Genomic DNA, 15,955 nt, shown 5'->3' with positions numbered 1-15,955 from the left:
CCGCGAACGGCGTTCGCGGCGGCACTTGCTCGATGGCTCAGCGTTTTTTTAGCGGCAGCGGCACGACGCTTTTCACGTCGCGCAGCCCGGCCGGTTCGGGCGGCAGGTAGCCCCAGTCGCCCTGCGATGCGGCGGTGTCGTTCTTCGTCGCTCCCGGTTGGTTCTCCGGCCGCTGGCGCGCATCCGGCGGAGAGCGATCGTCACGTTCATCACGTTCGCGGTCCGGCTGCGACGCGCCGGAAGATGGCGGCGCACCCGCATGGCGCCGGTGCCGCAGCACCGCTTCGGCCACGCGCTCCACATGCGACACCATCACCGCATCGGCCCGTTCCAGCGCGGCGAGTGCACGCGCGGCGCGCAGCATCACGAGATCGGCGCGCAGCCCGTCGACGGCCGCGTCGATGCACAGCGCGCTGACACGCGCATGCACCGCGTCGTCGAAATCGAGCATCGCCAGCCGCGCTCGCGCCGCATGAATCCGGTCGCCGAGTTCGCGCTGCGCGGTTGCATGACGGGCGCGGAACGCATCCGGATCGAGATCGAATGCAAGCCGCGCCTTCACGATCCGCTCGCGCTGCGCGGCATCGAAGCAGTTCTCGAGTTCGACCATCAGCCCGAAGCGGTCGAGCAACTGCGGGCGTAGCTCGCCTTCCTCCGGATTCATCGTGCCGACCAGCACGAAGCGCGCGTCGTGCGCATGCGATACGCCATCGCGCTCGACGATATTCACGCCGCTCGCGGCGACGTCGAGCAGCGTATCGACGAGGCCGTCGGCGAGCAGGTTCACTTCGTCGACATACAGCACGCCGAGATGCGCGCGCGCCAGCAGGCCAGGCCGGAAGCGCACGCCGTTTTCAGCCAGCGCATGTGCGAGATCGAGCGTGCCGGTCACCTGTTCGTCGCTCGCCGACAGCGGCAGCGTGACGAACTGCCCTTCGGGCAGCAGCTCCGCGAGGCCGCGCGCGGCGGTCGATTTCGCGGTGCCGCGCGGCCCGCTCACCAGCACGCCGCCGAGCGACGGGTCGATCGCGGCGAGCAGCAGCGCCTGCTGCAACGCGTCCTGCGCGACGAGCGCCGCAAACGGAAAGACCGCGCGCGCGCGGTGCAGCGTCGGATCGGTCATCGCCGTCCTCCTTCCTGGAGTTGTTCGCTTTCGAGCCAGACCGCTTCGATCCGCTCGCGATAATCGCCCGGCTGCTGCCACAGGCCACGCTGCATCGCCTCGACGAAGCGTTCGCAGATGCCGTGCAGCGCCTTCGGGTTGTGCCGTTCGAGGAACGCGCGCGTGTCGTCGTCGAACAGGTACGCGTCGGCGACGAGTGCGTACTGGTGGTCGGACAGCACGCGCGCGGTCGCGTCATAGCCGTACAGGTAGTCGACGGTCGCGGCCAGCTCGGCCGCGCCCTTGTAGCCGTGGCGCTTCACGCCGTCGAGCCATTTCGGGTTGACGACGCGCGAGCGGATCACGCGCGCGATCTCCTCGCGCAGCGTGCGCATCTTCGGCGCGACCGGGTTCGCATGGTCGCCGTGGTAGATGCTCGGCTGCTGCCCGGACAAGTGCCGCACGGCCGCCGTCATCCCGCCCTGGAACTGGTAGTAGTCGTTCGAATCGAGGATGTCGTGCTCGCGGCTGTCCTGGTTCTGCACGACGACGTCGATCGTCGCCAGCCGCTCGCCGAACACGTCGGGCGCGGCGTCGCCCGCGCTGTTCTGCGCGTACGCATGGCCGCCCCATTGGCGGTACGCATCGGCGAGATCGGCGTCGGTCTGCCAGCGGCGCTGGTCGATCAGGTCCTGCAGGCCCGCGCCGTAGCTGCCCGGCTGCGCGCCGAACACACGCCAGCCGGCGCGGCGCCGCGCTTCGTCGGGCGGCACGCCCTGCGCGATCCATTTCGCGCGTTCGCGCTCGATGCGCGCGCGGATCGGGTTCAGTTCCTCGGGCTCGTCGAGCGCGGCGACGGCCTGCACGGCCGCGTCGAACAGGTGCATCAGGTTCGGGAATGCGTCGCGGAAGAAGCCCGACACGCGCAGCGTTACGTCGATGCGCGGCCGGTCGAAGATCTCGATCGGCAGGATTTCGAAATCGGTCACGCGATGGCTGCCGTGCGCCCATTTCGGCCGCACGCCGAGCAGCGCGAACGCCTGCGCGATGTCGTCGCCGCCGGTGCGCATCGTCGCCGTGCCCCACACGGACAGGCCGATCGCGCGCGGATAGTCGCCGTGATCCTGCAGATGCCGCTCGATCAGTTGCTGCGCGGATTTCAGGCCGAGCGACCACGCGGCCTGCGTCGGCACCGCGCGCGTGTCGACCGAGTAGAAGTTGCGCCCGGTCGGCAGCACGTCGGGGCGGCCACGCGACGGCGAGCCGCTCGGCCCCGGCGGCACGAAGCGGCCGTCGAGCCCGCGCAGCAGCTGGCGCATTTCCTCGCCGCCGCATGCGTCGAGCGCGGGCATCAGCGTCGCGCGGACACGCTCGATCACCGCGAGCGTATGCGGCCATTCGCCGGGCGGCGTCGCATCGGCGCCGGGGTTGCCGCCGGTGGCCGCGCACAGCCCGTCCAGCCATTGCTGCGCGAGCCGTTCGAGCCGCTCGCGCGTATCGCCCGCATGACGCCACGGCGACGCGTCGAGCGCCTGCAGGATCGCCGGCCGCGGGCCGGCCCACGGCGCGGCCCAGTCGGCCGACAGCGGATCGAAATCGTCGCCGAGCTTCAGGTCGCGTGCGAGCGCACCGATCAGCCCGGCGCGCTCGCCCTTGCCGTCGCCGACCGGAAAGCGCGCGAGTGCGAGCAGCGTGTCGCGCCGCTGGCGATCGGCCGGCGACGCGCCGAACACATGCAGCCCGTCGCGAATCTGCGCTTCCTTCAATTCGCACAGCCACGCGTCGACGCGCGTCAGCAGCGCATCCTCGTCGCCCGCATCGCGCGGCGGCGATACGCTCAGTTCGTCGTGCAGCCGGTGCTCGGCGATCGTCGCGAGAATCGTCTTCCTCAGCAGCTTCGCGCGCCGCGCATCGACCATCAGCGCTTCGTAGTATTCGTCGACCTGTCGCTCGAGATCCTGCAGCGGGCCGTAATTTTCCGCGCGCGTGAGCGGCGGCATCAGATGATCGACGATCACGGCCTGCGCGCGCCGCTTCGCCTGGCTGCCCTCGCCCGGATCGTTGACGATGAACGGATACAGGTGCGGCAGCGGCCCGAGCGTCAGGTCGGGCCAGCACGCATCGGACAGCGCGACGCTCTTGCCCGGCAGCCATTCGAGGTTGCCGTGCTTGCCGAGATGGATGATCGCGTCGATGCGATACGCATCGCGCAGCCAGAAATAGAACGCGAGATACGCATGCGGCGGCACGAGATCCGCGTCGTGGTAGCTCGCGTAGTCGTTCTCGCCGCGCGAGCGCGACGGCTGGATGCCGACGAACACGTTACCCGCGCGCCAGCCCGCGATCGTGAAACGCCCGTGGCGCAGCGTCGGGTCGGCTTCGGGCGGGCCCCAGCGCTCATTCAGCGCATCGCGCACGGCCGCAGGCAGCCGCGCGAAATGCGCGACGTAGTCGGCCAGCGCGAAACTCTGGAACGCCGGACGCAGCGCATGCACGGCCGCGTCGTTGGTCACGCCTTCGGTGAGCCGCGCGATCAGCGCGTCGCCGTCGGGCGGCAGGTCGGCCAGCGCGTAGCCCGCATCGCGCAGCGCAGCGAGCACGCGCAGCGCGGACGCCGGCGTGTCGAGCCCGACGCCGTTGCCGATCCGCCCTTCGCTTTGCGGATAGTTCGCGAGGATCAGCGCGATGCGCTTGCTCGCGTTGTCGAGCGTGCGCAGCCGGCACCAGCCGCGCGCGAGCGCCGCGACGAACGCGATCCGCTCCGCATCCGGCTGGTAGCGCACGACGTCGACCTCGGTGTGCGGGCAGCGATACGCGAGCCCCTTGAAGCTCACCGCGCGCGTGACGATGCGCCCGTCGACCTCGGGCAGCGCGATGTGCATCGCGATGTCGCGCGCATGCAAGCCCTGGTTGTCGGCGACCCACGCGTCGCGATTGCCGCCGGACAGGATCACCTGCAGCACCGGCGCGTCGCCGGCGAGCACCTCCGGCTCGGCGGCATCGATCGCGCCGGCCGCGAACGCGGTCGTGTTCAGCACGAGCGCGACGTCGTGCGTGTCGCAGAGCTGCGTGATGACCTCGCGGCTCACCGCGTCCTTCAGCGACGTCACCGCGATCGGCAGCGGATTCAGCCCTTCCCGAACGAGCGCGTCGGCCAGCGCGTCGAACACGGCCGTGTTCGCGGCCTGCCAGTGCGCGCGATAGAACAGGATCGCGACGACCGGCGCGCCGGGCGTCCAGCGCGGCCGCCAGTCGTCGACGCTCGCGCGGTCGCGCGCCGGGTAATACAGCGCGGCCGCCGGCAGCGGGCGCGGCAGCTCGGGTTCGTCGCCGAAGCCCAGCGTATGGAACGCGATGCTGCGCAGCAGCGCTTCGGCGTTGTGCACACCGCCTTCGCGCAGGTAGCGCCACCACAGCCGGCACAGGTCCGGCGCGACCGTGCTTTTCGCAACGAGGTTCGGGTCTTCCTGCAGGTCGCCCGAGAACATCGCGAGCTGCTGCCCACGCTTCGACGCAAGCGACACGGCCTGCTCGATCCCGTACGGCCAGTACGCTTCGCCGCCGAGATGATCGATCACGACCGTCTTCGCGTGGCGCAGCACGTCATCGACATAGAAATCGACGGACGCCGGCTGCCGAAGGAACGTCACGTTCGCGAGCCGCACGCTCGGGAAGCCGGCCGGCAATTGCGGCACGACGCTCGCGAGCAGCGACAGCGTCGTGTCGGCCGAACTCAGGATCACGATGTCGGCCGGCTGCTGGTCGATCCGGACCACGCCCTGCGTATCGTCGACGAAGCCGCCCGGCGTGGTGCGCAGCAGATGCATCGTGCGTTACGCCTGTTGCGGTTCGGCCGCGCACGCGGCGTCGAACGCGCGTTGCAGCGCGGCCGCGTCGAGATCCTCGCCGATCAGCACGAAGCGGCTCGCGCGCGTTTCGCCGTCCTGCCAGCGACGGTCGAAATAGCTGTCGAAGCGGCGGCCGACGCCCTGGATCACGAGTCGCATCGGCGCGCCGGGCAGCGCGGCGAAGCCTTTCGCGCGGTAGATCGTGTACGCTTCGACGACGCGCTGCAGCGCCGCGATCGTCGCTTCGCGCGTGCCCGCGTCGCCCGATACGACCACCGAGTCGAAGTCGTCGTGATGGTGGTCGTGATCGCCGTCGTCGGCCGAGCCGTGATGGTCGTGGCGCAGGTGGATCGTTTCCTCCGACGCCGATTCGAGCCCGAGCAGCATCGCGAGGTCGAGCTCGCCGCGCGTCGCGCGCACGATCTTCACCTGCGGCGGGATCTCGTCGCGGATCGCGGTTTCGATCCGCGCGAACTGCGCGTCGCCGACGAGATCGGCCTTGTTCACGATCACGAGATCGGCGGACGAGAGTTGATCGGCGAACAGCTCGTGCAGCGGCGATTCGTGGTCGAGGTTCGGGTCCGCACGGCGCTGCGCGTCGACGGCCTGCGGGTTTTCCGCGAACTGGCCGCTCGCGGCGGCCGGCCCGTCGACGACGGTCACGACCGCGTCGACCGTGAAGCTGTTGCGGATCGTCGGCCAGTTGAACGCCTGCACGAGCGGCTTCGGCAGCGCGAGGCCCGACGTCTCGATCAGCACGTGGTCGATGTCCGCACGGCGCTCGACGAGCGCTTCCATCACCGGATAGAACTCTTCCTGCACGGTGCAGCACAGGCAGCCGTTCGCGAGCTCGTAAAGCTGGCCCGACGCTTCGTCCTGCGCGCCTTCGGCATCCTCGCAGCCGATGCCGCAGCCCTTGAGGATTTCGCCGTCGATGCCGAGCTCGCCGAACTCGTTGACGATCACCGCGATGCGGCGGCCTTCGGCATGCTGCAGGATGTGGCGCATCAGCGTCGTCTTGCCGCTGCCGAGAAAGCCCGTGACGATCGTGACGGGCAGCTTGCGTAGGGTCATGGAATATCCAGGGTCGTAAGGGGAGTCAGGCCGAGATCGTCACGTCGATCTCGTCGTAGCGCTTTAACCGGTAGATCAGGGCCGACACGAGCCAGCACGCGAGGAACAGGCCGATCACGACGTAGCCGAGCATGCCGAAGTGCGACGCCACCATCGACGCGAAGTCCCACACCGGGCCTTGCAGCGACAGCTTGTCCGCGAGCAGCGCGAGCACCTCGATGCCGCCGATCAGCGCGGCGACCAGCACCGACACGAAGGTGATCGTCATGTTGTAGTAGATCTTGCGGATCGGCCGCACGTACGCCCAGCGATACGCGCCCATCATCAGGATGCCGTCGGTCGTGTCGACCAGCGTCATGCCGGCGGTGAACAGCATCGGCAGCGCCATCACCGACCAGAACGACAGACCGCCCTGCACCTGCGCCGCCGAGATGCCGAACAGCGCGATCTCGGTCGCCGTATCGAAGCCGAAGCCGAACAGGAACCCGACCGGATACAGGTGCCAGCTGCGCGACACGAGCCGGAACAGCGGACGGAACAGGCGCGCGAGCACGCCGCGCTGGTTCAGCAGCAGGTCGAGATCGGCGTCGACGATCGGCTCGCCGCGCCGCGCGGCGCGGAACGTCCGGTAGACGGAAATCAGGATCAGCAGGTTCGCGATCGCGAGCACCAGCAGGAAGAACGCCGACACGCTCGTGCTGATCACGCCGCCCCACGCTTTCATGCTCTCGAAGCGCGCGAGCGACGCGGCCGTGAACGCGACCACGACCGACATCACGATCACGACCGTCGAGTGGCCGAGCGAGAAGAACAGGCCCGCGCCGAGCGGGCTGCGACCCTCCTGCATCAGCTTGCGCGTGACGTTGTCGATGGCCGCGATGTGGTCGGCGTCGACCGCATGGCGCAGCCCGAACACGTACGCGAGCAGCGCGGTGCCGAGCAGCACGGGCTGGCCGTGGAAGGCGGCGAACGCCCAGATCCACGCGCCGGCGTTGAAGGCGATCAGCAGCGCGTAGATCGCGACGATCTTGCCGCGCAGCCCGGACGGACTGTCGTTGAACAGGCGAAACAGCGAATCGAGCATGACGCTCCTTTGCGAACGGTCGACATGAAGAATGCCAACACGGCCGTCGCTGCGCGGCCCCGCGCGGTCCGGCCCTTCATCGGGCCGGATCATGCGCGCTCGCGCGGGCGGTCGGACGACGGGAATCGGGAAACGCTCGGGTGTCGGGCACGCTGCGGCCGTGGACGATGCGCCGCCTCCCCGCGGCGCTGAACCCCAACGTTTAGGCCGGTATCCGGGCTGACGAACACGCCGCTTCGCCTTCCCGGATGCGCAGGGCATCCAGTGGCGGTCGTCCGCATGCGCGCGGCATGCGGCGAAGCGGCGCTGCATCGCGGCGGGCACGATGCGTTCGCTTACCGTTGCGGGGGCAGCACAGGTTGGCTCGACTGCGACGCAGGCAGGCTCCCTGTTTCCCGTTTAACTGCGCGCACCGGAGGGCGCGCGCGAGCACCAAAACGCGTGCGAGTGTAGGCGCCGGGGGCGGGAGCGTCAAGGCGGCGAGTGGCAAGGTCGGCCGGATGAACCGGCGGGCACCGGATCCGGCGCGGGTATTCCGGGGGCATCGTCCGACTGTCTGACGCGCCCGGCAACCCGTGCGGGATCGAACGCGAAGTAGTACGGCTCGCCATCCGAAGCGGTTTTTCAGGATTGACGGTTGTTTACGTTGTCCGCAATAGCAAGGCTAGCGCCGCCGCAAGTGCAGGGTGGGGTTGCGCGCAGAAACGTTCATTCTCTCCGGAGATTCGGTTGATTGACGTTGCGCGGTCGATATTCGATTGTCCGATCCAGACAGTTTTCGATGATCGAGATAAACCACTGCGACACATTCGTTCAGACCATGAATATTGCCCGGTTGTATGTTGCCATCGTCGTATGGCTGTCGATGGCGCTCTTGTTTCCGTTTGCCCTGAAGGGGATGGATTCCCCCGTCGCAACGGTCGCGAAAGTACTGATGTGGTCGTACTGCATTCTGCAAACGCTACGGGAATCGAAGCGGTGCTTGTGAAGTAGCCTGCTGCGACAAAGAGCCGATCGCATATATCGCACATGTTTCGCAATCGGCATCGGTAATCGTCAATCCAAGGAGGTTCAACATGCGAAAACTCACTGTGAGTGAAATGAATCGGGTAAGTGGCGGAGACGGGGCCGTCCACGTCGCGAGCATTGGCGCACAGGCCAATCGAGGCAGCATCATGGCCGGTGGGTTCGTCGGAGCGATTTCGGGAGCGGCCAGCGGTGCGCTAAATGGAATGGGGGGCGCTACCGCAGCTGGCGGTACTGCCGGTTGCGGGCTTGCAATAGGCGGCCTGTTTGGCGCCGGTGTTGGCGCACTCGGGTTCGGAAACGGAGCTGCATCGGCCGTCGGCGCACTGGCCGGTGCGGCGGTCTGTGGCCCGAATCGCGGCGGCATCGGCGGCAATTCCGGCTCGTCCGGAGGTTCAGGCGGCGGTGGATCCTGCGGCGCGGGCGGTTGCTGAAGCCTTGCTTGAAACACCCGGCGACCGTGCGCCGCCGCGCTTCGCGGGATCCGGGCATGGCCCTCATTTGCTCGGCGACATGTTCGCCGAGCGTCGCAAAGACCGACGACGGGCGCCCTACGCCGATCGTCGTCTCGCTTCCAGGCGTCAGTAAATCAATGACACAACATCACGTTCGTTACTTGCGCATAATCCGCTCCGGTATCGCAGTACTGCTGGCGCTCAGGCTCTCCACTTCTTTTGCCGCCGACTACCAGGTCGAACGACTCGACAACACGATCAAGGTCGACGCATCCGGCAGGCGCACCGCGCAGGTCGATCTGTCGATCAAGCTGCTGACGGACGCCGCGATCGCCCGCTTCGGCCAGTACGTGCTGCCGTACAACGCGCAGCTCCAGAAGCTCGACATCGACACTGCACAGACCGTGCACGCCGACGGCTCGGCCGTACCGGTCGATATCCGGCACGGCATCTTCGACCGGCCGGCGCCGGTCGCGGCTGCGGCGCCGCAATTCAGCACCGAACACCTGCGCATCGTCGCGTTTCCCGCGCTCGCGAAAGGCGACTCGATCCGGCTTTCGTATACGCTGACCGACACGAATACGCTGTTCCCCGGCAAATTCAGCGTGCAACTCGCGTTTCCGCCGACCGAAGACTACCGCGCCGCGAACGTCACGCTCGATACGCCGGCCGGCATGGCCGTCGCGATCGAAGCGAGGGCCATGCGCGCGACTTCCGATACGACGCGCAACGGGCGCCGGATCCGCGCTTACCACTACGAAACGCCCGCGCCAGGCCCGATCGAAGAACAGGCGAACACGGTCGCGTGGACGGACGTCGGCCCCGTCTTCATCGCGAGCAATTTCTCCGGCTATGCGGACATCGCACGTGCGTATCAGGCACGCGCCGCCGACAAACAGGCGCCCGCGGACGCGATCCGCGCGCTCGCGAACCAGATCACCGCGGATGTCGACGACCGTCGCGAGCAGGCGATGCGGCTGTACGCGTGGGTTGCCCGCAACATCCGCTATGTCGGCGTGTATTTCGGCGCCGGGCCCGTCGTCCCGCATCGAGCCGACGCCGTGCTTGCGAACCGCTACGGCGACTGCAAGGACCAGGTGACGCTGTTGTCCGCGCTGCTCGCGGCAAAGGGCATCGAGAGCCGCACGATACTGGTCAACCTCGGCGATCGCTACCGCCTGCCCGACGCGCCGGACGTGCTGACGTTCAATCACGCGATCGCGTGGCTGCCCGAATTCGACGCGTTTGCCGATACGACGGCCGGGGTGCTGCCATTCGGCGCGCTGCCGTTCGAGGCGAGCGGCAAGCCCGCGCTCGACACCGCGACGGGCAACGTGATCCGCACGCCGCCGCAAAACGGCCGCAACAGCCGTTCGCTGCTCGCCTACGCGCTCGATCTCGACCGCGACGGCAACGCGACGATGACGGGCGACATCGCGCTCGACGGCCAGGCCGTCCAGCATGCGCGGCAGATGTTCGTCTACGTTCAGCCGAAACGGCTGGCCGACGAGATGCTGCGCCGTTCCGGCCTCTCCGGCGAACTGAAGATGACCCCGCATCATCTTGACGCACTCGACCAGCCCTTCTCGATCGCGCTGCGCGGCACGCTGAACCAGTTGTCGCTGATGCCGGGCCCTGCGGCGTTCGCGGTGCCGTCGCTGCCGAATTTCGGCAGGATTCGCGAGTTCGCCGACTTCGTCCTTCGGCAAAAGGACAAGCGCTTCGAAGGCGTCTGTGCCGGGACGCGGCTCGAGGAACGCTACCGGATCACGCTGCCGGCCGACGTCGAGATACTCGCGATACCGCCCGACGTCGACGTCCGCGCGGGCGAAATCGCGTACCGTTCGACCTATCTCCGCGACGGCCGGACGGTCAACGTGACGCGCGTGCTCGATCGCGACCTCGGCGGCAACGTATGCAGCGGCGCGAAGCTCGCCGAATGGGCGGACGCCGCGCGCAGCATCTCGAAGGATCTGAAGCGCCAAATCCTGTATCGGTAACCGAAGCCGCGACGGCCTGCGCATCACGCACCGTCGCCGGCCGTCGGGTGCCGGCCCCGCATGCGTTTGCGCCGGCGCGCTGTGCTATCGTAGCGCCGCGTTCGGTGCTCGCATGCGCATTCCGCGCATGCAGTTAAACGGGAAACAGGAGGCGGACGACCGCCCGGCCTGTGCTGTCCCCGCAACGGTACGCCGCCCGCGCGACGCGCTTCCCCGCGCACGCGCCCATGCCGCCCACGATGCCACTGCCCTCAGCCGGGCGGGAAGGCCGCGGCCTGGCAAGCGGCCAGCCCGGATACCGGCCGACGCAAGGGGCGAGCCCGACGCTCGCCGAACGCCCGATCCGCGGGGGACGGATGGGGTGCGCATTCCACCCGCGTTCGCGCGGGCTTCGTCCGATCCGTCATGCATTGCCTGTTCGCCGGCCGCCGATGTGCCGCCCGCCTTCCCCATTCCACTGTCTCGACACGGTGCGCGCCGTGCCGCACGCGATGAGCCGCGCCTGGCTCATCGGCGCCGGCCCCGGCGACGCCGAGTTGCTGACGCTCAAGGCCGTGCGCGCGATCGGCGCGGCGGACGTGCTGCTCGTCGACGATCTCGTGAACCCAGACGTGCTGCGCCATGCGCGCGCCGGCGCGCACATCGAGCATGTCGGCAAGCGCGGCGGCCATGCGTCGACGCCGCAGGAGGCGATCGTCGCCGCGATGCTCGCGCACCTGCGCGCGGGTCGCAGCGTCGCGCGGCTCAAGGGCGGCGATCCGTTCGTGTTCGGCCGCGGCGGCGAGGAACTGGCCGCGCTCGGCGCGGCCGGTTTTCCGGTCGAGGTCGTGAACGGCATCACCGCGGGCATCGCCGCGCCGGCCGCGCTCGGCATTCCGGTCACGCAGCGCGGCGACGCGCAGGGCGTGATCTTTGTCACGGGCCACGGCGCGGGCGCCGACGAGCCCGACTGGCGCGCGCTGGCGGCCACGCGCATGACGATCGTGATCTACATGGGCATCCGCCGGCTCGACGCGATCGCGGCGGCGCTGTGCGACGGCGGCCTGCCCGGCGATACGCCGTGCGCGGCGATCGAGAACGCGACCCGCCCCGAACAGCGGCACGTGCTCGCGACGCTCGACACCGTCGTCGAACGCGTCGGCGCGACCGGCATCGGTTCGCCGGCGATCGTCGTGATCGGCCGCGTCGCGGCGCTTGCCGACGATCCGTCGGTGCGTGCGGCGCTCGGCGGCGGCGCATGATGCGCGTCGCACTCGGCGTCGGGTTCCGCGCGGGCGTGACGGCCGCGCAACTCGATGCCGCGATCCGCGCGGCGCTGGCGCTCTACCCGGCCGCCGAACCGGCGCTCGTCGCGACGCTCGCCGACAAGGCGCGTGCCCGCGCGCTGCGCACGCTGTGCGCGCGACGCGGCTGGCCGCTCGTCGCGTTCGACGCGGCGCAACTCGCGAGCCGTCCCGAACTGGCCGCGAGCAGCCCGTCGGACGCCGCGCTCGCACGCTTCGGCGTCGCGGGCGTGGCCGAGCCGTGCGCGCGGCTCGCGGCGCCGCACGGCCGGCTGCTGGGCCCCAAATCCATCCGGAACGGCGTGACGGTCGCACTCGCCGGCCCGCTCTGAACCCTTTGTTTCGCTTTCGACAGGACGATTCCCGATGAAGACCGATTCCGAATCCCATCAGCGGATGGCCGAACGCCGCCGTGCCGGCCACGAGAAGAAGCAGGCCGCCGCCACCCATGAAAAAGGCCTGCTGATCGTCCACACCGGCAACGGCAAGGGCAAGAGCACCGCTGCGTTCGGCATGGCCGTGCGCGTGCTCGGCCACGGCATGCGGCTCGGCGTCGTGCAGTTCATCAAGGGCGCGCTGCACACGTCCGAGCGCGATTTCCTCGGCGCGGTCGCGGAATGCGACTTCGTGACGATGGGCGACGGCTATACGTGGAACACGCAGAATCGCGATGCAGACATCGCGACCGCGCGCAAGGGCTGGGACGAGGCGCGCCGGATGATCGAAAGCGGCGACTACCGGATGGTGATCCTCGACGAGCTGAACACCGTGCTGAAGTACGAATACCTGCCGCTCGACGAAGTGCTCGCGACGCTCGTCGCGCGTCCGGAGTCGGTGCATGTCGTCGTCACCGGGCGGCACGCGCCCGACGCGCTGATCGACGCGGCCGATCTCGTCACCGAAATGCGGCTCGTCAAGCATCCGTACAAGGAGCAAGGCGTGAAGGCGCAACGCGGCGTGGAGTTCTGAGCGTGCCGGCCTGCCCCGCGCTGTTCGTCAGCGCGCCCGCGTCCGGCCAGGGCAAGACGTCGGTGACGGCCGGCCTCGCGCGGCTGCACCGCCGGCTCGGCCGCCGCGTGCGCGTGTTCAAGACCGGGCCCGATTTTCTCGATCCGATGCTGCTCGAACGCGCGAGCGGCGCGAGCGTGCATGCGCTCGACCTCGGGATGGTCGGCGAGGCCGGCTGCCGCGCGCTGCTGGCCGATGCCGCGCGCGATGCGGACCTGATCCTGATCGAAGGTGTGATGGGGCTGTTCGACGGCACGCCGAGCAGTGCCGACCTCGCGGCCGCGTTCGGCGTGCCGGTGGTCGCGGTGATTTCCGCGAAGGCGATGGCGCAGACCTTCGCGGCGATCGCGTTCGGGCTCGCGCGGTTCCGGCCTGGGCTGCCGTTTCACGGCGTGCTGGCGAACCGCGTCGGCTCGGCCCGGCATGCGGAGCTGCTGCAACAGGCACTGCCCGGCGACCTGCGCTGGCTCGGCCACGTGCCGGCCGATGCGGGCATCGCGCTGCCGGAGCGGCATCTCGGCCTGCACCAGCCTGCCGACATCGACGATCTCGAGGCGCGGCTCGAACGCGCGGCCGACGTGCTCGCGCAGACGGCGCTCGCCGAATTGCCGCCTGCCGTCGCGTTCGCGGAACCGGACATCGCGGCGCCGCTGCCGCGTGCGCTCGCCGGCAAACGGATCGCGGTTGCGCGCGATGCGGCGTTCTCGTTCATCTATCCGGCGAATCTCGCGCTTCTCGATGCGCTCGGTGCGCAGCTGCGGTTCTTCTCGCCGCTCGCCAGCGAACCGGTGCCGGACGATTGCGACGCGCTGTTCCTGCCGGGCGGCTATCCGGAACTGCATGCGGCGACGCTCGCGGCGAATGCCGAAACCGCGCGGACGATTCGCGCGCATGCGGCTGCAGGCAGGCCGATCGTCGCGGAATGCGGCGGGATGGTGTATCTGTGTGAATCGCTGACCGACGTGGACGGCGCAACGACGCCGATGCTCGGCCTGCTGCCGGGCCAGGCGACGATGCAGCGCCGGTTTGCGGCGCTCGGCATGCAGCATCTCGATACGCGCACCGGGCCGATGCGCGGCCATACGTTTCATTATTCGCGGCTCGCGACGCCGCTGGAACCGGTCGCGAACGCCGCGCGCCCCGACGGCGCGCCGGGCAGCGGCGAAGCCGTCTATCGCCGCGGCGCGATCGTCGCGACGTACATGCATATGTACTGGCCGTCGAATCCGGAGATGGCAGCGGCGCTGTTCGGCGGCACGGCGTTCTGACGGCAAAACCCAGTGAAGCGCCGCGACGCCGCGATGTCAGGGTTTTTCGCGGCCCGGCGCTTCCGAACGCGAAGTCCGGATCACGGTACCGTCGGGCGAGAAATGCGCGTTGAACATCGCATCGCCCGATACGCCGCCCTCGGCCCAGTGCCAGCTCCACACCTCTTCATGGCTCAACGCGTATTGCGCGACCTCGGTCGGCTTGCCCAGCAGTTGACGCACGTCGTCCTTCGACATCCCGGGCACGACCTTCGCGATGTTCGCCGCCGTCAGCGCCTGCGTGATCGACACGAGCCGGCCGTCGGGCCCGAAATCGAGCATGTAGGTGCTCGTGCCGTACGGGCCGCGCGGATACTCGAACCGCTGCGAGCCGTCGTCACCCTGCCTGACCATCTCGGGCTTGCCCGCCTGACGGAGCACGTCCTCGGTCGTCGAGACGCCCGGCTGCAGGTTACCGAACGCCATCGGATCGGGCTTGATCGCATTGACCGCATCGGCGATCTTCTGGTCGTCGCACCCGGCCGCCAGAACGCCGACCGCACAGGCCGTCAGCACGGCCAGAAGCTGTTTTCGCATTTCGTCCACACCTGTATTCATCGAGCCGATCCGGCGTCGCGCGCAGCGTAGCACGCGGCCTGTCGCGCCGATGTCAAGGAGCGTCAAATCAACGTGCAGAGCGCTTTCCAATGGAACAGGAGCCTGGGCGAGGGTCTTCGCTGGTTCTTGTGTAGCGCCTTTGGCGCGTTTCCAATGCAAATGAGCCTGTTGTTGGCCCGACACGCACGAGTTGACCGACATCGGAGCACCGGGGTGGATGATCATTTACCGGATGATCATCAACTTGAACGAATCGCAAATCCGCGCCCTGGACCAAGTGCGCGCCGTCCTCGACGGTACACAGACGCTCGACTTCGCACCCGCCGCGTGCCCTCACGAACGGCGCGAATGGGTCGCCTCTGTTCTGCGGCGCTTTCGCTACGACCAGCTCAAGCGACCTCACCGGGGGCTCGTGCTGCGCTATCTGCGACGCTTTAGCGGCTTCGGCCGAGCTCACATGACACGGCTGGTACAACGCTGGGTGCAAGGGCAAAGGCTCGCGTGGCTGAAGGGCACGCCCGCGAATGCCTTCGCCCGCCGCTACACCGATGAGGACATCTTCACGCTCGCCCAGACCGAGCGCGAGTACGGCAGGCTTTCCGGCCCGGCGATGGTCGTCGTGCTGCGTCGCATGTATCAGGTCTACCACGATGAGCGCTACGTGCGCCTGCAGCACCTTTCAGCCTCTCACCTGTACAACCTGCGACGTTCGCAGGCTTATCGTCTGCATCACACGGTCTACACGAAGACTCAGGCCAATCCCAGAGGCGCGGCAATCGCCGTGCGCCGGGCTCCCGCGCCAGAGAACCGCCCCGGCTTCATCCGCATCGACAGCGTTCATCAGGGCAACATCGACGAACAGCGCGGCGTGTATCACATCAACGCCGTCGACTGCGTAACCCAGTGGGAAGTCGTCGCGACCGTGCCATCGTTGGAGCGGGAACACATGCTGCCGGTACTGCGCGACATGATTGACCAGTTTCCATTCCGTATTCTTGGCTTTCACAGCGATGGCGGTTCGGAGTACATCAATCACGAGGTCGCGAAGATGCTCAAGGAACAACTCATCGAGTTCACCCGCTCACGTCCACGACGCTGTAACGACAACGCCCTGGCCGAATCCAAGAACGGCAATGTCGTGCGCAAGCAATTCGGCTACGCGCATATACCGGCCGAGTGGGCGAAGCAGTTCAACGCCTTTTGCGTAGAT

At 68.4% G+C, this 15,955-nt stretch carries 11 protein-coding genes and 2 riboswitches; of the genes, 6 read left to right on the top strand and 5 right to left on the bottom strand.

Annotated elements, in window-relative coordinates:
• Positions 1 to 37 precede the first annotated feature (37 nt).
• The 4 genes from BT264_RS22805 to BT264_RS22790 are packed head-to-tail and all read right to left on the bottom strand — an operon-like array spanning position 38 to position 7,108.
• Positions 38 to 1,123 (bottom strand): magnesium chelatase ATPase subunit I, encoded by a 1,086-nt coding sequence (locus BT264_RS22805; protein WP_072440982.1) that lies wholly within the window; start codon positions 1,121 to 1,123, stop codon positions 38 to 40.
• Complete coding sequence (gene cobN, locus BT264_RS22800; protein WP_072440981.1) at positions 1,120 to 4,929, bottom strand: cobaltochelatase subunit CobN; 3,810 nt, start codon at positions 4,927 to 4,929, stop codon at positions 1,120 to 1,122. The genes BT264_RS22805 and cobN overlap by 4 nt, the downstream gene beginning before the upstream one ends.
• Positions 4,930 to 4,935: 6 nt before the next feature.
• On the bottom strand, positions 4,936 to 6,024 hold the full coding sequence (cobW, locus tag BT264_RS22795) for a cobalamin biosynthesis protein CobW (protein WP_072440979.1): 1,089 nt from the start codon (positions 6,022 to 6,024) through the stop codon (positions 4,936 to 4,938).
• A gap of 25 nt (positions 6,025 to 6,049) precedes the next feature.
• Positions 6,050 to 7,108, bottom strand: coding sequence for a HoxN/HupN/NixA family nickel/cobalt transporter (locus tag BT264_RS22790; protein WP_072440977.1), 1,059 nt, complete (start codon positions 7,106 to 7,108; stop codon positions 6,050 to 6,052).
• Between the two features lie 187 nt (positions 7,109 to 7,295).
• Positions 7,296 to 7,560, bottom strand: a riboswitch (cobalamin riboswitch).
• A gap of 1,190 nt (positions 7,561 to 8,750) precedes the next feature.
• Between BT264_RS22790 and BT264_RS22780 the strand changes: the two genes are divergently transcribed.
• The 5 genes from BT264_RS22780 to BT264_RS22760 all read left to right on the top strand — a co-directional run bounded on the left by BT264_RS22780 (position 8,751) and on the right by BT264_RS22760 (position 14,148).
• On the top strand, positions 8,751 to 10,589 hold the full coding sequence (locus tag BT264_RS22780; RefSeq protein ID WP_072440973.1) for a DUF3857 domain-containing transglutaminase family protein: 1,839 nt from the start codon (positions 8,751 to 8,753) through the stop codon (positions 10,587 to 10,589).
• An 85-nt stretch (positions 10,590 to 10,674) separates the two neighbouring features.
• Positions 10,675 to 10,911: riboswitch (cobalamin riboswitch) on the top strand.
• A gap of 109 nt (positions 10,912 to 11,020) precedes the next feature.
• Positions 11,021 to 11,830 (top strand): uroporphyrinogen-III C-methyltransferase, encoded by an 810-nt coding sequence (gene cobA, locus BT264_RS22775; protein ID WP_177318397.1) that lies wholly within the window; start codon positions 11,021 to 11,023, stop codon positions 11,828 to 11,830.
• Complete coding sequence (locus BT264_RS22770) at positions 11,827 to 12,204, top strand: cobalamin biosynthesis protein (protein WP_083534165.1); 378 nt, start codon at positions 11,827 to 11,829, stop codon at positions 12,202 to 12,204. The genes cobA and BT264_RS22770 overlap by 4 nt, the downstream gene beginning before the upstream one ends.
• Positions 12,205 to 12,238: 34 nt before the next feature.
• Positions 12,239 to 12,841 (top strand): cob(I)yrinic acid a,c-diamide adenosyltransferase, encoded by a 603-nt coding sequence (gene cobO, locus BT264_RS22765; protein WP_034184156.1) that lies wholly within the window; start codon positions 12,239 to 12,241, stop codon positions 12,839 to 12,841.
• 2 nt (positions 12,842 to 12,843) lie between these two features.
• Entirely contained in the window at positions 12,844 to 14,148 is a 1,305-nt protein-coding gene (locus BT264_RS22760) for a cobyrinic acid a,c-diamide synthase CobB (RefSeq protein WP_072440963.1), read from the top strand.
• A gap of 36 nt (positions 14,149 to 14,184) precedes the next feature.
• Here the strand turns inward: BT264_RS22760 and bamE are convergent, their stop codons facing one another.
• Entirely contained in the window at positions 14,185 to 14,724 is a 540-nt protein-coding gene (gene bamE, locus BT264_RS22755; protein WP_072441363.1) for an outer membrane protein assembly factor BamE domain-containing protein, read from the bottom strand.
• Between the two features lie 211 nt (positions 14,725 to 14,935).
• Between bamE and BT264_RS22750 the strand changes: the two genes are divergently transcribed.
• Positions 14,936 to 15,955, top strand: a 1,020-nt coding sequence (locus BT264_RS22750; protein ID WP_143155759.1) for an integrase catalytic domain-containing protein, incomplete at its 3' end; no start/stop codon positions are given.

The organism is Burkholderia sp. NFPP32, from assembly GCF_900119325.1.
Classification (GTDB): Bacteria; Pseudomonadota; Gammaproteobacteria; order Burkholderiales; family Burkholderiaceae; genus Burkholderia; species Burkholderia pyrrocinia_C.
This window is presented reverse-complemented; position numbering and strand designations above follow the sequence as displayed.